The sequence below is a fragment of the Dactylosporangium sp. CS-033363 genome (assembly GCF_050942475.1).
Lineage (GTDB): Bacteria > Actinomycetota > Actinomycetes > Mycobacteriales > Micromonosporaceae > Dactylosporangium.
In genome coordinates this window covers 4671224-4695548 of record NZ_CP192032.1, presented here as the reverse complement: position 1 = coordinate 4695548, position 24325 = coordinate 4671224, and the positions used below count along the sequence as shown (strand labels likewise).

Annotated in this window: 20 protein-coding genes; 12 read left to right on the top strand and 8 right to left on the bottom strand. The window is 75.6% G+C overall.

Translation table 11 applies throughout. The annotated features are described in order from the left end of the window. Positions 1-84: 84 nt before the first annotated feature. Both ACQPZ4_RS21705 and ACQPZ4_RS21700 read right to left on the bottom strand, forming a co-directional pair. Positions 85-528: a MarR family winged helix-turn-helix transcriptional regulator gene (locus ACQPZ4_RS21705; RefSeq protein ID WP_433064059.1), complete on the bottom strand. Its 444-nt coding sequence runs from the start codon at positions 526-528 to the stop codon at positions 85-87. Between the two features lie 40 nt (positions 529-568). Further along, positions 569-1399 carry an LLM class flavin-dependent oxidoreductase gene (locus tag ACQPZ4_RS21700; protein WP_433064056.1) on the bottom strand — a complete coding sequence of 277 codons (831 nt, stop codon included), beginning with the start codon at positions 1397-1399 and terminating at the stop codon, positions 569-571. 58 nt (positions 1400-1457) lie between these two features. Between ACQPZ4_RS21700 and ACQPZ4_RS21695 the strand changes: the two genes are divergently transcribed. The 4 genes from ACQPZ4_RS21695 (at position 1458) to ACQPZ4_RS21680 (ending at position 5349) form a co-directional block, all read left to right on the top strand. Beyond that, positions 1458-1934, top strand: a complete 477-nt coding sequence (locus ACQPZ4_RS21695) for a MarR family winged helix-turn-helix transcriptional regulator (protein ID WP_433064053.1) — start codon at positions 1458-1460, stop codon at positions 1932-1934. A gap of 25 nt (positions 1935-1959) precedes the next feature. After that, positions 1960-2583, top strand: a complete 624-nt coding sequence (locus tag ACQPZ4_RS21690; protein ID WP_433064051.1) for a hypothetical protein — start codon at positions 1960-1962, stop codon at positions 2581-2583. Between the two features lie 98 nt (positions 2584-2681). Then, on the top strand, positions 2682-4196 hold the full coding sequence (locus ACQPZ4_RS21685; RefSeq protein ID WP_433064048.1) for a protein kinase domain-containing protein: 1515 nt from the start codon (positions 2682-2684) through the stop codon (positions 4194-4196). Positions 4197-4206: 10 nt separating this feature from the next. Continuing rightward, complete coding sequence (locus ACQPZ4_RS21680) at positions 4207-5349, top strand: FHA domain-containing protein (protein WP_433064045.1); 1143 nt, start codon at positions 4207-4209, stop codon at positions 5347-5349. Here ACQPZ4_RS21680 and ACQPZ4_RS21675 read toward each other — a convergent pair. Further along, positions 5233-6186, bottom strand: coding sequence for an alpha/beta fold hydrolase (locus ACQPZ4_RS21675; protein ID WP_433064043.1), 954 nt, complete (start codon positions 6184-6186; stop codon positions 5233-5235). The genes ACQPZ4_RS21680 and ACQPZ4_RS21675 overlap by 117 nt on opposite strands. 82 nt (positions 6187-6268) lie before the next feature. On the opposite strand from ACQPZ4_RS21675, the gene ACQPZ4_RS21670 reads away from it, so the two are divergent. From ACQPZ4_RS21670 to ACQPZ4_RS21660, 3 genes are all read left to right on the top strand, one after another. Beyond that, positions 6269-6520, top strand: a complete 252-nt coding sequence (locus ACQPZ4_RS21670; protein ID WP_433064041.1) for a hypothetical protein — start codon at positions 6269-6271, stop codon at positions 6518-6520. A 100-nt stretch (positions 6521-6620) separates the two neighbouring features. Further along, positions 6621-7442 carry a chemotaxis protein CheB gene (locus ACQPZ4_RS21665; protein ID WP_433064038.1) on the top strand — a complete coding sequence of 274 codons (822 nt, stop codon included), beginning with the start codon at positions 6621-6623 and terminating at the stop codon, positions 7440-7442. A 184-nt stretch (positions 7443-7626) separates the two neighbouring features. Continuing rightward, positions 7627-11010, top strand: a complete 3384-nt coding sequence (locus ACQPZ4_RS21660) for a CHAT domain-containing protein (RefSeq protein ID WP_433064037.1) — start codon at positions 7627-7629, stop codon at positions 11008-11010. Here the strand turns inward: ACQPZ4_RS21660 and ACQPZ4_RS21655 are convergent. Continuing rightward, complete coding sequence (locus tag ACQPZ4_RS21655) at positions 10989-12224, bottom strand: sensor histidine kinase (RefSeq protein WP_433064035.1); 1236 nt, start codon at positions 12222-12224, stop codon at positions 10989-10991. The genes ACQPZ4_RS21660 and ACQPZ4_RS21655 overlap by 22 nt on opposite strands. Beyond that, the gene (locus ACQPZ4_RS21650; protein ID WP_433064032.1) at positions 12221-12814 is read right to left on the bottom strand and encodes a response regulator; all 594 of its coding nucleotides are present in this window, start codon (positions 12812-12814) and stop codon (positions 12221-12223) included. The genes ACQPZ4_RS21655 and ACQPZ4_RS21650 overlap by 4 nt, the downstream gene beginning before the upstream one ends. Before the next feature lie 110 nt (positions 12815-12924). Between ACQPZ4_RS21650 and ACQPZ4_RS21645 the strand changes: the two genes are divergently transcribed. The 4 genes from ACQPZ4_RS21645 to ACQPZ4_RS21630 are packed head-to-tail and all read left to right on the top strand — an operon-like array spanning position 12925 to position 17757. Next, a complete protein-coding gene (locus ACQPZ4_RS21645) occupies positions 12925-13980 on the top strand; it encodes an iron ABC transporter substrate-binding protein (protein ID WP_433064029.1) in 1056 nt (351 codons plus the stop codon). 9 nt (positions 13981-13989) lie between these two features. Then, positions 13990-15504, top strand: a complete 1515-nt coding sequence (locus ACQPZ4_RS21640) for an ABC transporter permease (RefSeq protein WP_433064027.1) — start codon at positions 13990-13992, stop codon at positions 15502-15504. Continuing rightward, on the top strand, positions 15501-16526 hold the full coding sequence (locus ACQPZ4_RS21635; RefSeq protein WP_433064025.1) for an ABC transporter ATP-binding protein: 1026 nt from the start codon (positions 15501-15503) through the stop codon (positions 16524-16526). Before ACQPZ4_RS21640 ends, ACQPZ4_RS21635 begins: the two co-directional genes overlap by 4 nt. A gap of 4 nt (positions 16527-16530) precedes the next feature. Continuing rightward, the gene (locus tag ACQPZ4_RS21630; protein ID WP_433064022.1) at positions 16531-17757 is read left to right on the top strand and encodes a macro domain-containing protein; all 1227 of its coding nucleotides are present in this window, start codon (positions 16531-16533) and stop codon (positions 17755-17757) included. On the opposite strand, the gene ACQPZ4_RS21625 is transcribed toward ACQPZ4_RS21630, so the two are convergent. The 3 genes from ACQPZ4_RS21625 to ACQPZ4_RS21615 are packed head-to-tail and all read right to left on the bottom strand — an operon-like array spanning position 17754 to position 23540. Continuing rightward, positions 17754-20432 carry a CHAT domain-containing protein gene (locus tag ACQPZ4_RS21625; protein WP_433064019.1) on the bottom strand — a complete coding sequence of 893 codons (2679 nt, stop codon included), beginning with the start codon at positions 20430-20432 and terminating at the stop codon, positions 17754-17756. The two genes, ACQPZ4_RS21630 and ACQPZ4_RS21625, sit on opposite strands and share 4 nt — an antisense overlap. Next, complete coding sequence (locus ACQPZ4_RS21620; protein WP_433064016.1) at positions 20422-22569, bottom strand: CATRA conflict system CASPASE/TPR repeat-associated protein; 2148 nt, start codon at positions 22567-22569, stop codon at positions 20422-20424. The genes ACQPZ4_RS21625 and ACQPZ4_RS21620 overlap by 11 nt, the downstream gene beginning before the upstream one ends. 11 nt (positions 22570-22580) lie before the next feature. Then, on the bottom strand, positions 22581-23540 hold the full coding sequence (locus ACQPZ4_RS21615) for an NAD-dependent epimerase/dehydratase family protein (protein WP_433064013.1): 960 nt from the start codon (positions 23538-23540) through the stop codon (positions 22581-22583). Between the two features lie 74 nt (positions 23541-23614). Here ACQPZ4_RS21615 and ACQPZ4_RS21610 point away from each other — a divergent pair, with 74 nt between their 5' ends. After that, positions 23615-24298, top strand: coding sequence for a 2OG-Fe(II) oxygenase (locus tag ACQPZ4_RS21610; protein ID WP_433064010.1), 684 nt, complete (start codon positions 23615-23617; stop codon positions 24296-24298). The last annotated feature ends 27 nt before the right edge of the window (positions 24299-24325 follow it).

Here is a 24325-nt window from a genome sequence, read left to right as displayed (position 1 = left end):
CTTTCAAGGCAGGGTGGATCGCGCGACGGCGAGTCACCGGCGCGTGAGGAAAAGCGTGAGGAAAAGCGTGAGGAAACGAAGGGGTCAGCGCGTGGGCTGCGGCAGCTCCGCCGTGATCTTCACCAGCAGGGCGTGCAGGGTGGCCCGCTCGGCCGGGTCGAGCGGGGCCAGGATGGTGTCCTCGAGGCCGGTCATCGCCGCCTCGAAGCCGGAGATCAGCTCGATCCCGGCCTCGGTGGCGTAGACGCGCTTGCTGCGCTCGTCGCCGGCCTCGGTCCGCCGCTCGACCAGCCCGCGCCGCTCCAGGCCCTGCAGCAGCCCGGAGACGCTGGCCGCGCTGGTGCGCGTGATCTGGGCGATGTCGCGCTGGATGGCACCTGGGCTCTGGGCCAGGTAGCCCAGCACGAAGCCCTGCTCGAAGCTCAGCTCGCGGGCGCGGATCCAGTCCTCGCCCGCCTTGCGCTGCGCCCATCCGATCCAGCGCAGCAGCTCGAGCGTGCTGGTGAGGGGCCGGTCCATCGCGTCCATACTGAGAAAGCTAAGAGTTAGGACCCTAACTGTCAAGCCCCTAACTAAGTAGCACCCGGACGGCAGCCAGCCGCTCGACGGACTCGGCGCGGTCCGGTCCCTCCGGCACCAGGCTCAGGGCATTGAAGCCCAGGCGGGTGTACCCGCTGAGCCGCTCGGCGATCGCCTCGACGGACTCGGCGGACGGGTCGACCTGCACGTGGTACGCAAGGGTCAGAGAACTCGGGTCGCGCCCGGCGGCCTCGGCGGCGGCGTAGATCTTGTCGCGCATGGCCGGGACGCGCTCGGGCGGGGCCGAGCCGAGCGAGGGAATCCAGCCGTCGGCGAGCCGGCCGGTCATCGCGAGCGCGCGGTCGCCGAACGTGCCGAGCCAGATCGGGATCACATGCTCCGGCCGCGGTACCACATCCGCCTCCTCGACCCGGTGCACGCGCCCGGCGTGCGTGAACGACGGGGTCGACCAGAGCCCGCGCGCGATGTGGATCGCGTCGGCCAGGCCGTCGACCTTGTCGCGCGGGGTCGGCACCGGCAGCCCGAACGCGCGGAACTCGCCGTCCGAGTAGCCGCCGCCGAGGCCCAGGATCAGCCGGCCGCCCGAGAGCCGGTCGAAGGTCTCGGCCATCTTCGCCACGAGCGCCGGCGGCCGGTACGGCACCCCGAGCACCCGCGTCGCCAGCCGGATCCGGCTCGTGGAGGCGGCGATCCAGGACAGCGCCGTCCACGCCTCGTAGGTGCCGCCGGTGGCCGCCGGGTGGTCGGAGATGGACAGGAAGTCGAAGCCGAGCTCCTCCGCGCGGCGCCCGTACGCGATCGGATCGAAGCCCGGCTCGGGGCCCGCCGGCACGCCCAGCCCGAACGAGAGAGTTGACATGTAAACCAACCTAGGCCCGAGTCGGTTTACATGTCAACGAACTCGCTAGGATCTGGCGATGGCGTGGTTGAACGAGCGGGAGTTCCGGGCGTGGATCGGGTACCGGCGAATGCGGTTGCTCCTGGATGCCGAAATGGGGCGGGACCTGCTGCGCTCGTCCGGCCTGTCCGCGCCCGACTATGACGTGCTGTCGAACCTGACCGACGCGGACGGGCACCGGCAGCGCCTGACCGCCCTGGCCGCGCGGATGCAGTGGTCGAAGAGCCGGCTCTCCCGGCACATCGGGCGGATGGAGGAGCGCGGGCTGGTCGTGCGGCGCGAGGACCGCGCGGACGGGCGGGCCACCGACGTGGTGCTGACCGAGGACGGCCGCCGGGCGATCGAGGCGGCCGCGCCGGACCACGTCGCCTGGGTCCGGCGGCACTTCGTCGACCTGCTGACCGAGGAGCAGCTGCGCGTCTTCGGCGAGGTGACCGAGATCGTGCTGGCCAACCTGCCCGCGACCGAGGACGGTCGCCTACCGGACAGCGTCTGACGCCCCTCGATGCGATCCTCGCCGCGTGACCGGGAGATCGCGTGACGCGCTGAGCATCGTGCTGGGAGCGGCCGGGCTGCTCGTGCTCGGCTTCGGCCTGAACCAGCTGGCCAACACGGGCAGCTGCTCGTCGGGCGGCCCCTACATCTCGACCCGCAGCTGCCCGTCGGGCACCTGGACGATGACCTACCTGCTCCTCGCCGGGACGGTCGCCTGGGTCGCGGGCATCGCCATCAGCCGGGGCGGCCTGAACAAGGGCACCGGCCTGTGGCTGTGGACGGTCGGCTTCACCGCCCTGGGTCTCGGCGCGATCATCAAAGCCGCAACCCAGGATTCGGTACCGTCCGACGGCCGACTCGGCATCTTGATCATGGGCGCCGTCTTCATCCCGGTCGGCCTGGGCCTCGTCACCGGCAACTGGCTCGAGCGGCGCCGCAGCACGGCCGGCACCTCGGTGCGGGCCAGCCTGGGCCGGCTGCGCAGCGCGGGCGTGCTGACCCGCGACGAGTTCGCCCGCCTCAAGGGGATGCTGGCCGACCCGGGCACCGAGCAGCGGGTGGCCGTGCTGCAGCACCTGGCCGAGGACAACGCCCGCGGCCTGCTCACCGAGGCCGAGTTCGCGGACCGGAAGCGCTCCGCGCTCGCCTGATTGCAACGCCGACGGGATCGTGTTCCCGTGGACAAACATCACTGCGTTCCGCCAACCTGGTGCGTGCTCCAACCACGTCACCTGTCGGAGGATGCTTGATGGCGGCGGCCAACCGCGTGTTCCACGTCGGACCGGACGACGAACCCGATCGATACCGGCTGCTGCGCCAGGTCGGCGGCGGGGGCGAGGCCGAGCTGTGGAAGGCCGACATGGCCTTCGCCGGCGGGCGCGAGCCGGTGGCCGTCAAGATCCTGCGGGCCCGGCACACGACGGAGTTCGAGCGGTGGCGGGAGCGCTGGGCCGAGCAGGCCGAGCTGCTGCGCCTGGTCCGCCATCCGGGCGTGGTCGGCGTGCACGGGCAGTTCGCCGGGGCCGCGATGCACCTGCCGGGCGAGGCCGACCGGGGCTCGGCCCAGGCGCTGTACCTGGTGATGAACTGGGTCGAGGGGCAGGACCTGCGCGACTGGGTGCCCGCGCACACCGCGACGGCCGACCGCGCCGAGGGGCTGCGCTACCTCACCCAGGTCGCGGACGTGCTGGACTGGCTGCACTCCGGCGGCGGCACGCCGTCCGGGCGCCCGGTCATCCACGGTGACATCAGCCCGGCCAACGTCATCGTCAACGGCGACGGGCAGGCCGTGCTCGTCGACTTCGGGCTGTTCCGGATCACCGGCCACGTCACCGCGCTGCCGGCCGGCACGCCCGGCTACTGCGCGCCCGAGGTGATCGCCGGCGGCGAGTACAGCGCGGGCTCCGACCGGTACGCGTTCGGCGGGCTGGCCCTCTACGTGCTGACCGGCGAGCACCCGCCGGTCGAGCGGGAGCGGCTGCGGTCCGCCCTGCGCGCGCTGGCGGCGACCGTGCCGCCGGCCGGCCCGACGTACGAGCTGCTGGCCCGGATGTTCGACCCCGGCCCGGCGCGCCGCCCGTCCGCCGGGGAGTGGATTCGCGGGCTGCGGCTGCACACCTCGACCGCGCCGGTGCGCACCACGGCGGCGCCGGCCCGATTACTCCCGCCGCGGCGCCCGGTCGCGGCCCGGCTCGACACCCGCTGGGCGGCGGTCGCCGCGGCCGCGGTGCTCGGGGCCGTCGTCGCGCTGGCGGTCGCGATCCCGGCCCTCTCGCGCGGCGGCGGCGAAACCCCGGAGGGCGCCGGCCCGACCGCGGCCGGCACGTCGGTGGCCGCCGGGTCGCCCGCGAAGTCGCTGGCGGCCCCGAAGTCGCCGTCGCTGGCCCCGTCGCCGGTGGTGGTGGCGCTGGTGAACCTCCAGCCGACGACCTCCGACCTCGTGCAGGGGGCGTGGACGCTCGACGACGTGACGTACGAGCAGAGCCTCGGCTGCAGCAGCTGCGATCTGCGGTCGACGGCCATCTACAACGTCGGCGGCAAGTACCGCACGCTGACCGGCGTCCTGGCCACCAAGGCGGACTTCAGCGAGGCGGTGCTCACGGTCAAGACCGACAACCGGGACACCGTCACCCGCCGGGCCCTGGCCGAGCATCCGACCCCCTTCCAGATCGACATCTCCGGCGCGCGCAAGGTGACCATCGAGCTGGAGACCTTCGGGTGCTGCACCCTGACCATCATCGGCCAAGCGGCGTTCGTCAGCTGAAGGGAGTTTCGTGGCCCGGCTCGTGGTGGAGGTCGACGATCAGCGGTACAGCCTGAGCCCCGACGACGAGCTCACGTTCGGGCGCGACCCCTCGTGCACCGTCTGCCTCGCCGCGGACGACCCCGGCGTGAGCAGGACCGCCGGGCGCATCCGCGTCGAGGACGGCGCCTGGTGCGTGACGAACATGAGCCGCAAGCGCCCGCTGCACATCGCCGACGCGAACGGGTTCACGATGCCGCTGCCGGTCGCGCGGGCGGGCTGGCCGCTGAGCCGGCGCGCGGTCGACCAGGAGCGGCTGACCGTGCTGGTGCCGGGGGACGCGTGGACGTACGGCCTGACCCTGAGCCTCGACGCGCCCGTGCTCGGCGACCCGGACCTGCCGCCGGTCCCCCGCAACCCGGTCACCACCCAGGTGCCGTCGCTGCGGATGACCGACAACCGGCGCGAGGTGCTGGTCGCGCTGGCCCGCGGCTACCTGCGGCCGTACCCGGAGTACGACCCGCGCCCGGCCGGCTACGACGAGATCGCGGCCGGCCTGGGCCTGACCCGCACGCAGGTGACCCGCCGGATCGAGGACGTGCGCGACCGGCTCGTCGAGTCGGGCGTGGAGGGGCTGGACGGCGCCCGCGACACCCGCCGCGCGCTGTGCGAGTGGCTGCTCGCCATGCGCCTCATCACGGCCGACGACCTCGGCTGGCTCGACGCCCGGACGGCCGCCGCGGGCCGCCTGCGCCCGGCGGTGCCGATCGTGCCGCCGGGACCGGACACCGACGGGTTCGCGGTGCGGCCGCAGGTCCGCGTGGCCCGGGCGGCCCACGCGGCGGCGTCGGCCCTCGCGCCGGTACTCACGGCGCGGCTCACCGCCCGCTACGGCCCCGGCTGGCTCGACGTCGTCAACGCGGCCCGCCGGTCCCGCGGACTGCCGGCCGGGCACGGGCTCGGCGACGACCGCTTCTGCCTGGCCGTGTTCGCCCGCGACGAGGCCGTGCGGGGCTGGGCCGCCGAGGCCGCCCGCGCGGACGCGGCCGCCCTCAAGTCACTCGCCGACTCGGCCGCCCACGGCCGGGCCCTCTCCGCCGACGCCGTCACCCGCGCCCAGCACGCCGCCGACCGCCTCACCCGCTGGGCCGCCGGCCGCCCCGCCGTGGGCTGACGCCACCGCCGCTCGCAGGGCCAACCGGAACTGCCCGGGCGCCTCCAGCCACGGGTGGTGGCCGGCGCCCGGGATGATGACGGTCGCGCAGCCGAGCTGCCCGCCCAGGCGGACCAGCGCCGCGGCCGGGCGGCTGTCGCCCGCTCCCCCGATGATGGTCGTGGCCGGCGGGCGGAGGGCGCGCAGTTCGTCCACATGGGACTCGAGCGGGTCCGCGCGCCGGGCCGCGCCGAGTTCGGCGTTCATCGCGTAGTTCACCGGGCGCACCGTGCGGGCCGACTCGGCCGCCCAGGCCCGGGCGCGGTCCCGGTCGGCGTGATCCGTGGACCAGGTCAGGGTCAGGAACTCGGTCTCCTCGGCGTCCGTGCGCACCTCGGTCGCGGCCAGCTCGGCCAGCCGGGCCAGCTGCCCGTGGGTCAGCCGCGCGCGCTCGGCCGCGCGGGCCGCCTCGCGCCACGGGTCCAGGAACGGGCCGGCGAGCAGGATCAGGCCCGCCACCCGTTCGGGGTGGGCGAGCAGGAAGGAGCAGGCCAGGCCGCACCCGTACGAGTGACCGGCGACGATCGCCCGCTCGTGCCCCCACGCGTCGAGGAGCAGGCGCAGATCGCGGACGTGCCGGGCGAGCGTGTGCGTCCCCTGCCAGGCGGAGTCGCCGGTGCCGCGCTGGTCGTACCGGTGGACGGTCCCGAGGTCCTCGATGAGCGCGCCGACCGGGGCGAGATAGTCGCGCAGGCCCGGGCCGCCGTGCAGCAGGACCACGGCCGGGCCGCCGGCGGTCCCCGCGGTCCAGGTGCGCAGGCGCGCGCCGTCATCCATCTCGATCATGGCCGTGGTCATGGCCCCAGTCTGCAGGCCGAGACGAATCCGTGATCTGGGAACCCCTTGACCGCATGGGGACCGATAGGGCCGGATGGCGTACATGAACGCGTGGGAGATCGACTCGCGAGGGGCCGATGCGGGGGTGCGCGCGGTCGAGCGGGTGCGCGCGTACCGCAAGTTCGCGGCGGAGGCCCGGGAGCGGGCGCGGCAGTCCGCCCTGGAGGCGCAGGACCACGCCGACCGGGGCGCGGCCGCGTGGCAGTTCGCCGAGCGGGCGGCCGACCGGCTCCGCACGCGCGATGCTTCGCTTCGGGGGGCATTTCCGGCCCCAGCTGTTCGCGTGACACGCTAGCCATTTCGGGGCCGGGCCGGTCAGGCTGAAGCCGGGCACCGTATGCCGCGCGGCTCCAGGTCGTGGCGCCGGCGGACCGGGACCGTGGTCAGGGGGCTCCATGCCGGGGCGGGACGTGGTGGTCATCGGCGCTTCGGCCGGCGGGCTGGGCGCGCTGCGCCAGCTCGTCGCCGGGCTGCCCGCGGGACTGCCGGCCAGCGTCCTGATCGTCGTGCACACCCGGCAGAGCACCACCTCGCGGCTGCCGCAGATCCTGGCCGGCCGCAGCCCGCTGCCCGCCGCCCACGCCGTGTCCGGCCAGGCCCTCACCCGGGGCGTGCTGACCATCGCCCCGCCCGGCCACCACCTGGTCGTGGCCGGCGACGACCAACTGCGGCTGCACCGCGGCCCGCTGGTGCACCACACCCGCCCGGCCGCCGACCCGCTCCTGCACAGCGCGGCCGCCGTCTGCGGGCGCCGGGTCATCGCCGTGCTGCTGTCGGGCCAGCTGCGCGACGGCGCGGCCGGCGCCGCCGCGGTCGCCGCGGCCGGGGGCACCGTGCTCGTCCAGGACCCGGCCGAGGCCCCGTACCCCGACATGCCCCGCGCCACCCTCGCCCGCGTCCCCGGCGCCGCCACGTGGCCCGCGGAGAAGCTCGGCCCGGCGATCGCGGACCTGGTCGCCTCCTCCGCCCCGGCCCGCGTCGCCCCGCCCCCGTTCCCGCCGCGCGTCCACGGCATCGACGACGCCCTGTGGCTGGCGGTCGCCCGCCTGCACGCCCACGCCGCCGCCCAGCACCGCCTCGAGGAGATCCTCGACTTCGACAGCCCGCTGATCGCCGAGGCCCAGAACCGCGCCGCCGACGCCCGGCGCGCCGCCGAGATCATCACCACCCACGTCCTGCCGCACTACCAACGCGACACCACCGACCCGCAGCCCTGACCGCTCCCCGGCCCTGACCGCTCCCCGGCCGTGGCCGCGCCACGGACCGGCCGCCGCGACACGGACCGGCCGCCGCGACACGGACCGGCCGCCGCGACACGGACCGGCCGCCGCGACACGGACCGGCGGCCCCGACACGGACGGGCGATTGTCCGGCCGCCGCGGCCGGGCTACGGTGACCGCCGTGGCCGGGCTGGCGAGAGACGCGGCGGAGCTGCTCGTGCGGGCCCAGCGCGACCCCGGCGACGACCGCCTCCTGCACCGGGCCATCGCCCAGTTCCGCAAGGCCCGCCAGGCCGACGACGGCGAGCCCGGCGCGGTCGCGGCCAACCTCGGCCTCGCGCTGCGAATGCTCGCCGAGCGCACCGGCAACCCCCGCCTGGCCGGCGAGGCCGTCGACGAACTTCGCAACGCGGTCGCGCGGGAAGCCACCTCAGGCCGGTACCTCAACCTCGCCAGCGCCCTGCACGTCCGGTTCCGCCTCACGGACGACAACGCCGACCTGGACGCCGCCGTCGAGGCCGGCCGGGCCGCCGCCGAGACCTGCACCGACGACCTCGCCCGGCCGGTACGCCTGGCCAGCCTCGCCGGGCTGCTGCTCGACCGCGCCGAGCGCACCGGCGACGGCCACGACGCGACCGAGGCCCTGGACCTCACCCGGCGGGCGTTCACGCTGCCGGCGCCCGAGGACGCGTTCTGGTCGATCGTCGCCAACAACCACCTGCTCGCGCTGCGGCTGGCGTACCAGCGCGACGGCGACCCGGCCCTCGCCGAGGAGGCGGTGACGGTCGGGCGACAGGCCGTACGACATCAGGCTCCTGACAGCGCGGGCAATCTCGGGCTGGTGCTGCTGGCCCGGCACCGCGCGACCGGCGACCCCGGCGACCTGCGCGAGGCCCTCGACGCGCTCGCCGCCGCGGCCGCCCGGCCCGGGCCCGAGCGGCACCTGTGGCGCGGCAACCTGGTGACCGCGCTGACCGACGCGTACCGCACCGACCCCACCGAGCCCGCGTTCGCCGAGCTGGCCGCGGCCGGGCGGGCCGCCCTCGACGCGCTGCCGGAGGCCGATCCGCGCCGCGGGCCGATGCTGGTGAACCTCGGCGGCGCGCACCTGCAGCGGTTCGAGCACACCGGCGACCCGGCCGCGCTCGACGCGGCCGAGCGGCTGCACCAGGAGGCCGTCGCCGCAACCGCGGACGTGCCGGTGCACCAGACCCTCGCCTTCGCCGGGCTCGCCGTCGCCTGGCAGCGCCGGGCCGCCGCGACCGGGGACGCCGAACTGCTCGACCGGGCCATCGAGCTCGGCCGGAGCCTGCTGGACCGGCCGTTCGCCCGCGCCGACGACCGCGCCGGGGTGCTGTCCACGCTCGGCCTCGCGCTGGCCGAGCGGTTCATCGCCACCGGCTCCGAGGCGGCGGTGGCGGAGGCGGCCGGGCACCTGCGCGAGGCGGTCGAGACGCTGCCCGAAGGGCACGCCCAGCGCCTGGAGCATCTGGCCAACGTGACGGTACTGCTCCTGTCCTGGGCCGAGGCCACCGGCGCGCAACGCATCGCGGACGAGGCCCTCGAAACCGCCCGCCAGGCCGTCTCCACCACGGGCGGCCCCGGCTACCTCGCCAACCTCGGCGGCGCGCTGTGGCGGCGGTACGTCCGCACCGGCGACCGGGCGGCGCTCGACGAGGCGGTCGCGGCCGGCCGGGCCGCCGTCGACGGGACGCCGGCCGGGCATCCGGACCGGCCGATGTACCTGTCCAACCTCTCCGGCATGCTCGCCCGGCTGGACGGCGGCCTCGAGGACGCCGTCGCCTGTGCGCAGGAGGCCGTCGACCGCACCCCGCCCGGCCACGCCGACCGGCCGATGCGGCTGTCGAATCTCGGGCTCGTGCTGCGGTACCGCTGGGAGCACGACCACGACCCGCAAGCCCTCGACCGGGCCGTCGCGGCCGCGCGCGAGGCGGTCGCCGCCACGCCGGACGGGCATCACGCGCTGCCGGGCCGGATCAGCAACCTGGCCGCCACGCTGCTCGCGCACGGCGACCGGGCCGAGGCCGCCCGCCGCTTCCACGACGTCGCCCGGCACGAGCTCGCCCCGGCCGCGCTGCGCATCCAGACCGCGGCCCGGGCCGGCGAGCTGGCCGCCGAGGACGCCGCGTGGAAGACGGCCGCCGAGGAGTACGCGCTCGCCGTGCGGCTGATGCCCCGCCTGGCCACGCACTCCACCGACCGCGGCGACGAGGAGCACGACCTGGCCCGCTTCGCCGAGCTGCCCGCCGACGCGGCCGCCTGCGCCCTGCACGCGGGCGACGCGCGGCTGGCGGTGGAGCTGCTGGAGGTCGGCACCGGCGTCATGCTCGCCCGCACCCTGCAGCTGCGCACCGACCTCACCGACCTGCGCGAGCGGCACCCGGACGCGGCCGCCCGGCTGGAGGCGGTGACGCAGGCGATCGACGCCGGCGGAGCGCCCGCGTCCGGCGTGGCCGCGAGCACCCTGGACGGGCTCCGCCGGCGCGGCGCCGACCGGGCCTGGCGGGACGTCGTCGAGGAGATCCGCCGCCTGCCGGGCTTCGCCGATTTCCAGTCCCCGCCGACCGAGGCCGACCTGCGCGCGACGGCGGCGGAGGGTCCGGTGGTGATGGTGAGCAGCAGCCGGTACCGGAGCGATGCCTTGGTTCTCGGGCGCAACGGCGCGGTGACCGTGGTCGAGCTGCCCGCCCTGGCCCACGGGGACGTGGCCGCGGCCGCGCGCGCCGAGGTGGCGACGGCCGAGCAGCTCGCGTGGCTCTGGGACGCCATCGCGGCGCCGGTGCTCGACGCCGTGGCCGCGTCCGGGCGGCTGTGGTGGATGCCGATCGGCGTCCTCGCGCTGCTGCCGTTGCACGCGGCGGGGCGCCCGGGCGGGCCGTACGTCGACGACCGGGTGGTCCCCAGCTACACCCCGACGCTGGGCTCGCTGCGCCACCACCGGTCCCGGCCCGTCCCCGCCGACGTGCGCGCGCTGGTCGTCGGCGCGCCCGAGGGCGGCACCCCGCTGCCGGCCGCGCGGGCGGAGGCGGCCCGGCTGGCCGACCTGCTCGGCCCGCGGGCCACGCTGCTGCCGGGCGCGGACGCGGACGCCGCGCGGGTCGTGCCGGCCCTGCTGGAGCACGGGTGGGTGCACTTCAGCGGGCACGCGCGGGCCGACCTCGACCAGCCCTCGCGCAGCCACCTGCGGCTGACCGACGGCCCACTGACCGTCGCCGACCTCGCCGCCGCGCACGTCGACGGGCAGGTCGCGGTGCTGGCCGCGGGCAGCAGCACCCGCACCCGCCCCGACCTGGCCGCCGAGTCGGTGCACGTCGCGGCCGCCTTCCACCTGGCCGGTTTCGGGCAGGTGGTGGGGGCGTCCTGGCCGGTCGCCGACCGGATCTCGCTGCGGTTCATCCAGCAGGTGTACCGCCATGTGCTCGACGAAGGCCGCCCGCGCCCGGACCGCCTGCCCGCCGCCGTCCGCTACGCCGTGCGCCGGTTGCGCGAGCGCTGGCCCGACGACCCGGCCGCCTGGGCGCCCTACGTCCACATCGGACGCTGAGGCAGCTCCACGGTCGCCGTGCAGCCCGCGCCCGGCCCGGATTCGACGGTCAGGGTCCCGCCGGCCTCGGCGGCGGCCTGCGCGATGAGCGCCAGCCCGACGTGCCCCGCCTCGGCCGCCCGCCCGGGGTCGAACCCGGCGCCGTCGTCGCGCACGACCAGCCGCACGGAGCCGCCGATGTCCAGCGAAACCGTGACGACGGCCGGATTCCCGTGGCGGACCGCGTTGCGGACGAGTTCCCGGGCGCTGCGGGTGACGAGCCGCGCGTGCTCGGCGGCCAGCCGGGGCGCCCGGTCGACGCGCACCTCCAGCGCGATCGGCTCCGGCACCACCCGGCGCAGCAGGGCCGGCAGGTCGGCGACGGTCACCGCGGCCGGCAGCACGTCGTCGGTCAGCGTGCGCAGCTCGCGGATGCTGTCCCGGAGCAGGTCGCGGGCCAGCGGGGTGGCCTGGTCCACGGACAGCACCACGTTCGCGGCCGCCAGCTGCTGGATCGGCCCGTCGTGCAGCCGCTGGGCCAGCTCCCGCCGCTCCCGGTCGGCCGCGGTCGTGGCCAGCGCGGACAGGCGGCGGGCCCGGCGCGCCGCGGCCAGGCTCAGCGGCACCGTCGCCACGGCGAGCGCCAGCACCCCGGCGAGCAGCGGCGGCACCTGCGCCTCGGCCGCCTGCACGGCGAGGTCGCCGGCGCTCACCGGCACGTACGCCTCCAGGCTCATCACGTGCCCGCCCGCGTCGCGGAAGTCCAGGAACGACTCCTGCAGCCCGCGGCGACGGCTGGACTCGTAGCGGTGCTCGCTGTCGCCGGGCACGTCCCGGCTGCGCAGCCCGCCGGTGCCGATCGAGCGCAGCGGCTCCTTGTCCCGGCCCCGGACCGTCCCCTCCAGCCCGGCCACGTCGGACACCACGATCCGCGCCCGGTCGTCCCCGTCGACGATCCAGAGCTTGATCCGGTACAGCGTGCCGGACCGCAGGAACGGCTCCAGCCGGGCCAGGATCGCGGCGCGGTCGTAGCCGGCCGGCCGCGCGAAGTCGTACTCGGCGAGGTCGGCCAGCACCGCGTCCGCCACGGCCCGGGAGACCTGGGTCGCGTCGCGGCCGGTCTGCTGGCGCCCGGTCCGCCAGGCCCCGGCCGTCGCGGCGAGCAGGACCACGGCGGACGCCACCACCGCGATCGCCGCGTGCCGGATGAGGACCCGCCGCCACACGCCGCTCATCGGAACCGGTCCGCGCGGGCCACGAGCCCCAGGCGATCGGCGGCCAGCACCGCGTCGAGCTGGGAGTGCACGCCGAGCTTGGCCCGGATCGCCTTGAGGTAGTCGCGGACGGTGTGCAGCGACAGCTCCAGCTCCCCGGCGATCCGGTTCGCGTCCAGCCCGCCTGCCAGCAGGGTCAGCACCTCGCGCTCGCGCGGGCTCAGGCGGGGCGGGCCGTCGGGGGCCGGGTCGGTACCGCCGCCGCGGATCGCGTCGAGCACGCTGCGCAGGGCGTCGTCCTTGGGCAGGAACACGTCGGCGCCGGCCCGGCGGGCGCGCTCGGCCAGGCCCGGCTGGTCGTGCCCGGTCAGCACGATGACCTGCGCCGCCGGGTGCGCGGCCCGCAGGTGCGCGACGACCGTGAGGCCGCCGCCGTCTGGGAGGTTCAGGTCGACGATGGCCACGTCGAACGGGTGGGCCGCGGCCGCGTCGAGGGCGCCGCGCACCGAGCCCGCGACGGCGGCGCAGCGCAGGCCGGGCTGGGCGTCGAGGGCGAACGCCAGGGCGTCGGCGAAGACCCGGTGGTCGTCGACGAGGAGGACGGACCGCATGGCGTCAGTTCGGCTCCTTGGCAGGACCCCCCTGTTTTGGGGGGTTGGCGTCACATGCAAGCACCGCGAGGGTGTCTTAGGCAAGCCTAACCTGACCGAAGGACCCCTCTGTGCTGATCAAACGCCTCCTCCCGGTGCTCGCCGTGCCGGTCGTGCTGACGCTGCTCGCCGCGTGCGGCGACGACGCGGCCGAGCCGGCGGGCGCCGCGGCCTCGTCCGGCGCACCGCTCGACCGCAACGTGACGCTCACGCTGTACAACGCGCAGCACGACACCGTCGGCAAGGCCTGGGCCGACGCGTTCACCGCCAAGACCGGCGTCAAGGTGCAGATCCGCCAGGGCAGCGACCTGGAGATGGCCAACCAGCTCGTGGCCGAGGGCGGCGGCTCCCCGGCCGACGTGTTCCTCACCGAGAACTCCCCGGCCATGTCGCTGGTCGAGAACGCCGGGCTGTTCGCGCCGATCGACGCCGCGACCCTGGCCCAGGTGCCGGCCGACTTCGCGCCGTCCACCGGCAAGTGGATCGGCATCGCGGCCCGCTCGACCGTCCTGGCGTACAACCCGACCCTGATCACCGAGGCCGACCTGCCGAAGTCGATCATGGACCTGCAGGACCCGAAGTGGAAGAACCGCTACGGCGCGGCCCCCAAGGGCGCCGACTTCCAGGCCATCGTCAGCGCGATGCTCGAGCTCAAGGGCGAGGCGGCCACCAGCGCCTGGCTCGCCGCGCTCAAGGCGAACGGGCAGGCCTTCACCGGCAACACCGCGGCGATGAAGGCGGTCAACGCCGGCACCGCCCCGACCGCCGTCATCTACCACTACTACTGGTACGGCGACCAGGCCAAGACCAAGGAGAACAGCGCCAACGTCAAGCTGCACTTCTTCGGCGGCGGCGACCCCGGCGCGTTCGTGAGCGTCTCCGGCGGCGGCGTGCTCAAGTCGAGCAAGCACCCGGCCGAGGCGCAGGCCCTGGTGAACTACATCACCAGCAAGGAGGGCCAGACGGCGCTCGCGGCCGGCACCTCGTTCGAGTACTCGGTCGGCAAGGACGTCGCCTCGAACGCCGCGCTCAAGCCCCTGGCCGAACTGGGCGCCCCGAAGGTCGACGCGGCCAAGCTCAACAGCAAGAAGGTGGTCGACCTGATGACCACCGCCGGCCTCATCTAGCCCCGCCCGATGCGATCACCGCGGCTGCTCGCACTCTGTGTCCCGGTCGCGGTGTTCGCGGCGATCCCCCTGCTGTACATCGCGTTCTCCACCGCCCAGGTCGGCTGGTCCGGCATCCGGCCGCTGGTGTTCCGGCCGCTCATCGGCGAGCTGCTGGGCAACACCCTGGCCCTGTGCGGGACCGGCGCCGCCGGCTGCGTGGTGCTCGGCACGGCCCTGGCCTGGCTGGTCGAGCGGACCTCGCTGCCGGGCCGCTCGGCGTGGCTGGCGGCGCTGTCGGCCCCGCTGACGATCCCGGCGTTCATCAACAGCTACGCCTGGATCACCGTGCGGCCCGACCTGCACGGGCTGGCGGGTTCGACGCTCGTGGCGACGCTGTCGTACTACCCGCTCGTGCTGCTGCCCGTCGCGGCGGCGCTGCGCGGGCTGGACGCGGCGGCCGAGGAGTCCGCGCGCTCGCTCGGCTCCGGCCCGCTGCGCGCGTTCGCCCGGGTGACCCTGCCGCGCCTGCGCCCGGCCCTGCTCGGCGGGGCGCTGCTGGTCACGTTGCATCTGCTCGCCGAGTACGGCGCGATCGAGCAGCTGCGGTTCCCGACGTTCGCGACGGCGATCATCGCGCAGTACCAGTCCACGTTCGCCTCGACCGCCGCCAACGCCCTGGCCGCCGTGCTCGTGCTGTGCTGCCTGGCCCTGGTGACGGCCGAGGTGCTGCTGCGCGGCCGGGCCCGCCTGAACAGGCTCGGCTCGGGCGCGCCCCGGCCGGCGGTCCCGGTGCGCCTCGGCCCGTGGACCGTGCCGGTGGTCCTGGCCCTGCTCGGCCTGCTCGGGCTGGCTCTCGGGGTGCCCGCGTACAGCGTGGGGCACTGGCTGTCGTACACGGGCGGGGAGCAGTGGGCACCGGGCGTACTGCTGCCGGTGGTGCTCTCGACGGCGCGGCTCGGGCTGCTGGCGGCCGCGGTCACCGTCCTCGCCGGGTTTCCGCTGGCCTGGCTGGCGGTGCGGCACCGGGGCGGGCTGAGCACGGTGCTGGAGCGCAGCACGTATCTGTCCAGCGCCGTGCCCGGGGTCGTCGTCGGGCTGGCGCTGGTCGGGGTGTCCATCCGGTACGCCCGGCCGCTCTACCAGACCACCGCGCTCGCGGTCGCCGCCTACGTGATGCTGTTCCTGCCCCGCGCCATGGTGAGCCTGCGCGCGGCGATCGGCCAGGCCCCGCCCGCGCTCGACGAGGCCTCCCGCGGCCTGGGCCGGACCGCGCTCGGCACGTTCGCCCGGGTCACGCTGCCGCTCTCCGCGCCCGGCACCCTGGCCGGCGCCGCGCTCGTGTTCCTGGCCGTGTCCACCGAGCTGACCGCCACGCTGCTGCTCGCCCCGATCGGCACCCATACCCTGGCCACCGAGTTCTGGTCGGCCAGCTCGGAGATCGACTACCCGCGGGCCGCGCCGTACGCGGTCGGCCTGATCCTGCTCTCGATGCCGGCGGCGTACCTGCTGCTGCGCCAGTCCACCAAGGGAACCGCCCCATGAGCACGCTGTCGATCCGGGACGTCTGCAAGAATTACGGCGCGGTTCACGTACTGGCCGGGGCCGACCTCGACGTCGCCGACGGCACCACCACGGCCATCCTCGGCCCGTCCGGCTGCGGCAAGACCACCCTGCTGCGGCTGGTGGCCGGGTTCGACCGCCCGGACCGCGGCACCATCGCCATCGCCGGCCGCGAGGTCACGACCCTGGCCCCCGAGCGGCGCGGGATCGGCTACGTGGCCCAGGAGGGCGCCCTCTTCCCGCACCTGCGGGTCGACGCCAACATCGGCTACGGCCTGCCCCGGCGCAGCACCGGCGCGGCCGCCCGCCGGGCCCGGGTGGCCGAACTGCTCGAGCTGGTCAGCCTCGACGCCGGCCTCGTCCGCCGGTACCCGCACGAGCTCTCCGGCGGCCAGCAGCAGCGCGTCGCCCTCGCCCGCGCCCTGGCCCGCCGCCCCGCCCTGGTCCTGCTCGACGAGCCGTTCTCCTCGCTCGACACCGGCCTGCGCGCCGCCACCCGGGCCGCCGTCGCCGCCGCCCTGCGCGCCGAGGGCGTCACCACGCTGCTCGTCACCCACGACCAGGGCGAGGCACTGGCGATGGCCGACCGGGTCGCGGTCCTGCACGGCGGGGCGTTCACGCAGGTCGGAACGGCCCGGGAGGTGTACGCCACGCCGGCCGGCCTCGCCACCGCCCGCCTGCTCGGCCCCGGCAGCACCCTCCCCGCCACGGTCACGGCCGGGTCGGCGACCTGCGCCCTGGGTGTCCTGCCGCTCGCCCGCCCCTGCCCCGACGGCCCCGCGCAGCTGTTCATCCGCCCCGAGCAGGTCCGGCTGCAGGTCCGGCTGAGTGCCGACGGGACCCCGGCCACCGTGGTCGCCGCCGAGTTCCTGGGCGCCGACACGGTCCTCACCCTGCGGCTGGCCGACGGCACCGCGCTGCAGGCCCGCACGGCCGGCCCAGACGGCACGACCGGCGCGAATGTCGCCGTCGCCGTCGACGGCCCGGTGCTCGCCTACTCTTGACGCCATGTCGTTTCCCGCGTCCGTCCGGATGGGATTCGTCGTCGACGTCGCCGGCTACAGCCGGCGCTCGGCCCGGGAGAAGGTCGACGTCCAGCACCGGGTCGCCGCGTTCGTCGACGAGGTGCTGCGCGACCTGGGCCTGCGCCTCGACCAGACCCACCACCACGGCACCGGCGACGGCATGGTGGTCTTCCTGCCCAGCGACGTCGAGGTGCACCGCGCCCTGGCCCGGCTCATCCGCGCCGCGACCGAGGTCCTCGCCGAGGACAACCGCCGCTACCGCGACCGCATGCGGCTGCGGATGGCCGCCGTCATCGGCCCGCTCGGCCCGGCCGCGATCGGCTTCTCCGGCGACGCGATCGTCGAGGCCGGCCGCCTGGTCGACAGCGACGCCCTGCGCCAGGCCCTGACCGGCCGCGACCTGGCCTTCGTCGTCTCCGACCAGCTGTACGCGTACGCCGTCCGCGAGCGCCACACCGCCCTGCACGCCGAGGACTTCACCCCGCTGGACGTGCGGACCAAGGAGTTCGCGGCCCGGGCCTGGCTGTGGCGCGGCCCGGCGGAGGAGCCGCCGTTGATCAAGCCGTCGGCCTGGACCCTGCCCGGCGTCGACTGCGTCCTCGGCGTCCGCCCGGGCCGGATCATGCGCGTCCACGACGTCGACATCTGGGTCAACAGCGAGAACACCGACATGGAGATGGCCAGGTTCAACGAGTTCTCGATCTCGAGCATCATCCGGTACAACGGCGCCCGCCGCGACGCCGCCGGCCACGTCGTCGACGACCTGATCGCCCGCGAACTGGCCGACCTCGTCGACGGCCGCCGCCCCGTGGCCCCCGGCGCCGCGTTCGTCACCGGCCCGGGCGTGCTCGCGGAGACGAACGGGGTGCGCTGGATCGTGCACGTGGCCGCGGTACACGGCGAGCCGGGCGCGGGCTTCCGGCAGATCCGCCACGTCGGCGCCTGCGTGGCGAACGCCCTGACCCACGCCGACCGCCTGGCCCGCGACGACACCGCGGTCCGCACCATCCTGTTCCCCATGCTCGGCACCGGCGGCGCGGGCGCCTCGGTCCCGGCCACGGCGACGGAGCTGGTGGACGCGGCGGCGGACCACCTGGCGGCCGTGCCGGGCACGCCGCTGCGCGGGATCTACTTCCTGGCCTTCAACGACGCCGAGCGCGCCGCCCTGGAACAGGCCCTGGCCGCGCATCCCGCGCTGCGGGGCGTCTAGGGTCCGATGTGGACATAGGCGGCCCAGGCGAGCGGATCGTCGGGGTACCGCGCGCGCAGCGCTCGCGCCATCCGGTGCACGGCGGCCGGGACGTCACCGTCGTCCGCGTAGAACAGTTTTGCGGCCCGGAGCGCCACCCGGTCCGGCACCGTCCACAGTGTCGCGACGACGTGCTGGTAGCCGGCGACGTGGAGTACCGACGCGATGTGGACGGTCTCGTCGGCCAGTTCGGGACTGGTCCGTGCCGTCTCACACGCGGACAGAAACGCCAGCCGCCCGCCGGGGCAGCGCACCCGGCTCAGCTCGCCGACGGTGAACGGCGCCTGCCCGTCCCGCGCGATCCCGCCCCGCGAGGGGTTGGTCAGGTCGGCGATCGCATGACCCGTCACGTGTACTCGTGAAACGTCACCGATCCGCGCCGGTCCCCCGTGCACCACGCGATGGCCGTAGCGTTCCCGCAGGAGCGCCAGCTCGGCCTGGACGGCGGGGAGGCTCCGACCGCTCGCCGCGACGACGAGGACCTCGCCCTCCTCGGCCGGCGTTGCCGCCCGCGCGTTGGCCAGCGCGCGCAGGCTCGGCGTGACGGAGCTGACGACATGCTCGGGAACGGCGGCGTGCAGCGGAAGCATGGCCAGAAGCCCGGTCGGGCACCACCACAGCCGCCGGACGTCGCCGAGCCGCTCGAGCACCGGCCCGGCGACGGTGTCCCGGAGCCACGCCAGCACCTCGCCGATGTTCGCGGGGAAGCGCTCAGCGTGGGCGCGCAGGATTTCCGGGTCGAGGCCGGGCAGCGGGAGCATGTCCACGGCGTCCTTGGTGACCAGGAGCGCATGGCTGCCGAACCGGCTGACGTTCACCATCGCGACCGTGCCCTCGACCACGTGGGGTTCGCCGTCGCCCCGCGGGGCGTCGGGCAGCGCGTGGGCGAGGACGATGCCACGGCCCCGCTCGAGGAGGTCGACGGCGGCGCCGGGGTCACCGGCGCGCACGGCACAGGCGGCGGCATCCCCGGCCACCCCACCGAGCCGGGTCAGCTCGAACTCCTGGTCGTCGCGGGGCAGCTCCCGCGGCGAGACGTGTGCGAGCAGGCCCACCGCCACCGTGTATCCGGCCAGGGCTTCCGTCCATCGCCCGGCCGTCGCGGCCCAGTGTCCCCAGCGGATGGCCGCCCGGATGCGGACCTCGACCGGCCCGGTGCCGGCCTCGGCGGCCCGGCGGGTGTCCCGCAGCGCCCCGTCGAGATCGCGCGGATGCCTGGCCAGCGCGAGGTTGGCGAGGCAGTTCGCCCGTGCGGGAGCCTCGGGCGGGCAGGCGGCGACGGCCTGCTCATACGCCTCGATGGCCGCGTCCTCGCCGCCGGCGGCCGCGAGGGCGTTGCCGAGGTTGGACAGATAGACCGCCCGCCGCCGATGGTGCTCGCCCGCGCGGACCGCCGCATAGCCGCGCTCGATCGCTGCTTGCAGGTCGCCCTCCCGATCCCGGGCCAGCAGGGCGTCACTCAGGTTGGACAGCCGGCCGGCGAGATCCGGGTCGTGGTCGGGGGTGGCCTCCACCGCGGCGGTCAGGTCCTCGATGGCCTGGTCCAGTTCCCCGGCGGAGTCGCGCCGGACCGCGCGCACGTGGCGGGCCAGGCCCAGGTTGGTCAGCGCCGCCGTGTGGTCCGGATGGCCCGGTGGCAACGCGGCCACGGCAAGCGCTCCCGCCTCGACGGCCCGATCCAGGTCGGCGGTGTTGGCGGTGTAGTGGAAACGGGCGCGCAGCGCGGTGCACCGGACGGAGTTGACGATCGCGGGTGGATCGGTCGCCGCGTCGAGGGCCGCGATCGCCTCGTCCAGGGCCCCGGGCAGGCCGGTGTCCTCCGCCGCGACCAGCAGTGCCGCGGCCAGGTTCGTGCGGTGGCCCGTCGCGCGCTGGATGGTGATCGCCTCGCGCAGGTCGGCCTCGTCGCCGGTCCACTCGTAGCGGTACAGCAGGGCCACGCCCAGGTTCGAGCCGCGGCCCAGGGCGATGGCGTCGTGCAGGTCGGTCAGGTTGCCGGTGTGGGCGGAGCGGCGGCGCAGGGCTACGGCGGTGGCGGCGGCCGGGACCGCGCGGCGCGGGTCGGCGGGATCGAACGCGGCCATCGCCCGGCGGCCGACGGTCACGGCCTCGTCGAAGCCGGTGGCGGAACCGAGCAGTTCGGCGTGGTCCTGCAGCGACATGGCGAGATTCGTGAGGTACAACGGAAGCTCTGGATCCTCAAGCGGCGTGGCCGCGACGATCAGGCGCTGCAGCTCCACGGCCAGGGCGGCGGCCTCAGGGTCGGCGGTCGCGCGGGAGTGGGCGGCCAGGGCCAGCGCCGGGCCCTGCCAGGCGTCGGCAGGGCGGACCGGGCCGAGGCCGAACTCCGCGAAGAACTCGCCGATCTCCGGCGGCAGGCGCGCCGGGTCGTCGCGCCAGACCGGTTCGAGCAGGGCCAGGGCCGGGATCAGGTCGTCGTGGTCGGCGTCCTCGTCCTGGTGCCGGCTGCGGCACCACAGCAGCAGGCCCGCGACCCGGGCGGCGTCCAGGGGAACAACGGGACCGGCCGCCGCGAGCAGGGCGCCGACGTCCTTGAGGGCGTCCGGGTGCAGGACGGCGCCGTCGTCGCCGTCGGCGTACCGGCGCAGGCGGGACCGGACCCGCTCAAGCTCCATCCGTGCCGCCGGTGTGGCCGCCGTGCGGTGCGACCGGCGGGCAGGACTCCAGCAGGGCGCGGACGTAGGCCGCGGCCACGGCGGCGGCGTAGCGGCGCCACTCGGTGTCGAGCCAGCGGTCGCCGTAGTCGCTGATGCCGCGGACCACGAACCAGTCGCGGCCGTCCGCGTGGCCGGCCCGGCCGAGGCCCTTGCCCTCCATCTCGATGGCGCGCAACTGGTGGCGGCCGGCGAACTCGTCGCGGGAGGCGGCGTTGCGGATCGAGCGCTCCGAACTGCCGATGCGGCCCTCGTGGACCTTCGGGCGGCCCGGGCGCGGGCGAACCGGGTGCGGGACCGGCACGGCGAAGTCGGTGTCGTCGGAGAACAGCACGTCGGTACGGTCGTCCGGCCGCGCGAAGTCCGGCAGCGCCGCCGTCAGCCGGTCCAGGTGCGCCTCCCACGGGCGCTGGCCCAGCAGTTCGCCGGCCGTGAGCAGCTTCACCCGCGCGGCCAGCAGGGCGGAGCGGCGCGGGAACTCCTGGCGGCGCTCCGGGCCGGAGGGACGGTCGACGATGTGGTCGAAGTCCACGACGTTCCAGGTGCCGATGACGACGTCGCCGAGGCGGACGTGGGCGGCGGGGTCGCGCGGCTTCGGCACCCCGGCGGCGATCCCGACCATGATCAGCTGGTTGACCGACGGGAAGCTGCGCACGAGGTGCGCCGCGGCGTGGGCGGCGGCGTCGTTGCCGGTCTCGCCGAGCAGCGTGAGCACCACCTCATGCGGCCGGCCGGGGTCGGCACTGGGGACGGTGGCCACCCGGTACGGCGCGCGGTCGTGCGCCACGGTCCAGTCGGCCGCCCCGTCGAGCAGCGTGACCATCGCCGCGAACTCCTCCGGCATCGCCGTCACCAGGCCGATCGTCGGCGCTTTGGGCACGGCGGCTTGCTTCGGCGCCCTTCCGGTGTGCCGGCGGTCGTACTCCACCTGCCGCAGCAGCGTCCCGGCCACGTCCCGGTCCACGGCGAGCGGGCCGCCGGCCGTGCGCAGCGAGCTCGCCATGTTGTCGCGCGCGATCTCCACCGCGTCGCGCAGCTCCTCCAGCCACACCCCGGCGTCGGGGAGCTCCCCGAGCCGGGTGGACATCGCGTCGCGGACGCGCCGCTGGTAGTACACCTTGGCCGCGTGCAGCAGGTAGTGCGTCAGCGGCGACAGCTCGACCCCGCCGCCGCGGGTCCAGATCAGCGCGTTGAGCGCGTCCTCGCGCGCCGCCTCCGCCAGCACCACGAGCCGGCGCCGCCGGCCGTCCCCCGGCGGCGGGAGCTGCCACAGCACCGACTCCCCCACGACCGTCCCGTCGGCCCGCCAGAACTCGTCGACCGTGCGGGGCAGCGCGCCCGCGATCGCCGCGGCCGTCTCGGGCGTGGGTTCGGGGGCCTTGGCGACGGTACCGGCGAAGATCGAAACGGTCGCCATCAGCGCGCCGTCGTCGCCGCCCCCGCCGACCGCCTCCCACCGCGAGGCCCACTGCGCCCAGGTCACGCCGGGCGCCTCCCCGGCGACCGAGAGCACCAGGGTGTCGTGCTCCCGCCGCAGGATCGCCTGCACCGCCTCGGACCGGCAGGCGGCGATGGCCCTGGCATCGGGCACCGCCGCCGGCAGCGCGGCGGGCAGCCCCAGTCCCCCGATCGGGTGAATCGCCCCGAGCGCGGCCCCGCAGCCGTCCCAGAGTTCGCGAACCCGTTCGTACGCGGCCGCCGCATCGGGCCCGTCGACCGGCGCGAACACGTGCACGACGAACGACTGCGTCAGCAGGCCCTCGGTCGTCCGGACTTCGCGAACCTGGGCGGCGGGCTCGCGGGGCAGCGGTTCAGCACCGAGCGCATGACACAGATGGTTGTACAACACCATGATCGGCGGCGGCGCCGGCACGGTCGCCACGGCGTCGAGGTCGGTGATCCGGATCGGACTGGCCAGCTCCAGCCGCGCGGTGGCCGCCTCGAGCGCCGCCGAGTCCCCGGCCGCGACGGCGTCGGCCATCGCCCGCACGATCGGCGCGATCTGGTCCCACCACGCCTCGGGCATCCGCCACTGCGGCACGTCGCCGAGCACGTCGAGCGCGTCGCCGACCGCCTCGCCATCGAGTCCGGACCCCATGACCGCACACTCTATCGACGCAGCGGATTGGCGACGTCGAGCTGCCCTCGGTCGACGAGCCACCGCACCGCCTCGAGGACGGCCTCCTCCGGCTCGTACCGCGGCGCGTACCCCAGCAGCGCCCGCGCCTTGTCGATACTGCAGTAGTGGCTGCGCACCAGATGCTCCCAGCTCGTCTGGGCCGGGCCCGGGTCGGAGGCGGCCCGGAACTCCTCCCAGGACACCGGCCGCAGCGTGGCCGCCTGCCCGAACCACCCCGCGGCGAACTCCGCGAAGCCCCGCACGGTCAGCGCCGACGGCGCCACCACGTCGAAGTCCTCGCCGGCGGCGGCGTCCCGGTTGGCGACGGCGAGCGCGAACGCCTGCGCCACGTCGTCGGCGTGCACGTGGTGCATGAGCTCCGCGCCGAGCCCGGGCACGTCCAGCGGCTCCCCGGCCGACAGCCGCCGCCACACCGACGGGTCGAAGTTGCCGAGCGGCCCGACCGGGTGCCAGCCCGGCCCGACGATGTGCCCGGGGTGCAGCGACGTCGTGACCAGCCCGCCCGAGCGGGTCTCGAACTTGAGCGCGGCGGCGATCGCCGCCTTGGCGATCCCGTACTCCCCGAACGGCGGCGCCCCGTTCGCCTCCGTCACCGGCAGCCGCCGGCTGGGCCCGTGCCGCCAGATCGACCCGCAGTGCAGCAGATGTCCCGCCGACCCGCGCAGCGCCACGACCAGCGCGTCCGCGGACGCCAGGTCGAAGCAGATCAGGTCGACCACGGCGTCCGCCTGCAGCGCGGCGACCAGCGCCGGGAACTCCGGATCGGTCCGGTCCCCGGTCACGTGCCGCACCTCGCTCCAGGCCGGGTCCTCGACGTAGGCCGACCGCTGCCCGCGGCTGAGGTTCAGCACCTCGTGCCCGGCCGCGACCAGGCGGGGAATCAGGAACGTGCCGATGTGGCCGCTGCCACCGATCACCGCGACTCTCATGGCACCCACCCTACGGAAGCGCGAGGTCCGATTTCCGCAAGCCAGGCAGGGTCACCGCCGGTCAGGATGGGTGGGTGACCGACTGGAACGCGGTGGCCCGCGAACTCGACGACGTCGGCTGTGCGCCGATCGGCCCGCTGCTCGACGACGACGAGTGCCGGGAGATCGCCGCGCTGTTCGACCGCGAGGACCTGTTCCGCTCGACCGTCGACATGGCGCGCCACCGGTTCGGGTCCGGCCACTACAAATACTTCAAGCGCCCGTTCCCGGCGCCCATGCAAGAGCAACGCCGCATCTTGTACCGCATGTTGCTCCCGATCGCCCGCGAGTGGGCCGAGCGGCTGCGGCGGCCCGCGCCGTGGCCCGACACCCTCGAGGAGTGGACCGACATGTGCCACGCCGCCGGTCAGCGGAAGCCGACGGCGATCCTGCTGCGGTACGAGCGCGGGGATTGGAACGCCCTGCACCGCGACCTCTACGGCGAGCTCGTGTTCCCGCTGCAGGTCGTGATCGGGCTGGACGACTACGGCACCGACTACACCGGCGGGGAGTTCCTGCTCGTCGAGCAGCGGCCGCGGGCCCAGTCGCGGGGCACCACGACGCCGCTGCGGCGCGGGCACGGCCTGGTGTTCACGACCCGGGACCGGCCGCTGCGCTCGGCCCGCGGCTGGACGGCGGCCCCGGTCCGCCACGGCGTCAGCACCGTCCGCTCCGGTGTGCGCCGCGCCCTGGGCCTCGTCCTGCACGACGCCGAGTGATCATGCGCTTTGGTTCAAGCGCGCCGA

Excerpts from the sequence above, each read along its gene's own strand:
- ACQPZ4_RS21705 (WP_433064059.1), bottom strand. The coding sequence starts at position 528 with ATGGACGCGATGGACCGGCCCCTCACCAGCACGCTCGAGCTGCTGCGC.
- ACQPZ4_RS21700 (WP_433064056.1), bottom strand. The coding sequence starts at position 1,399 with ATGTCAACTCTCTCGTTCGGGCTGGGCGTGCCGGCGGGCCCCGAGCCG.
- ACQPZ4_RS21695 (WP_433064053.1), top strand. The coding sequence starts at position 1,458 with ATGGCGTGGTTGAACGAGCGGGAGTTCCGGGCGTGGATCGGGTACCGG.
- ACQPZ4_RS21685 (WP_433064048.1), top strand. The coding sequence starts at position 2,682 with ATGGCGGCGGCCAACCGCGTGTTCCACGTCGGACCGGACGACGAACCC.
- ACQPZ4_RS21675 (WP_433064043.1), bottom strand. The coding sequence starts at position 6,186 with ATGACCACGGCCATGATCGAGATGGATGACGGCGCGCGCCTGCGCACC.
- ACQPZ4_RS21670 (WP_433064041.1), top strand. The coding sequence starts at position 6,269 with ATGAACGCGTGGGAGATCGACTCGCGAGGGGCCGATGCGGGGGTGCGC.
- ACQPZ4_RS21665 (WP_433064038.1), top strand. The coding sequence starts at position 6,621 with ATGCCGGGGCGGGACGTGGTGGTCATCGGCGCTTCGGCCGGCGGGCTG.
- ACQPZ4_RS21655 (WP_433064035.1), bottom strand. The coding sequence starts at position 12,224 with ATGAGCGGCGTGTGGCGGCGGGTCCTCATCCGGCACGCGGCGATCGCG.
- ACQPZ4_RS21650 (WP_433064032.1), bottom strand. The coding sequence starts at position 12,814 with ATGCGGTCCGTCCTCCTCGTCGACGACCACCGGGTCTTCGCCGACGCC.
- ACQPZ4_RS21640 (WP_433064027.1), top strand. The coding sequence starts at position 13,990 with ATGCGATCACCGCGGCTGCTCGCACTCTGTGTCCCGGTCGCGGTGTTC.
- ACQPZ4_RS21635 (WP_433064025.1), top strand. The coding sequence starts at position 15,501 with ATGAGCACGCTGTCGATCCGGGACGTCTGCAAGAATTACGGCGCGGTT.
- ACQPZ4_RS21630 (WP_433064022.1), top strand. The coding sequence starts at position 16,531 with ATGTCGTTTCCCGCGTCCGTCCGGATGGGATTCGTCGTCGACGTCGCC.
- ACQPZ4_RS21625 (WP_433064019.1), bottom strand. The coding sequence starts at position 20,432 with ATGGAGCTTGAGCGGGTCCGGTCCCGCCTGCGCCGGTACGCCGACGGC.
- ACQPZ4_RS21620 (WP_433064016.1), bottom strand. The coding sequence starts at position 22,569 with ATGGGGTCCGGACTCGATGGCGAGGCGGTCGGCGACGCGCTCGACGTG.
- ACQPZ4_RS21615 (WP_433064013.1), bottom strand. The coding sequence starts at position 23,540 with ATGAGAGTCGCGGTGATCGGTGGCAGCGGCCACATCGGCACGTTCCTG.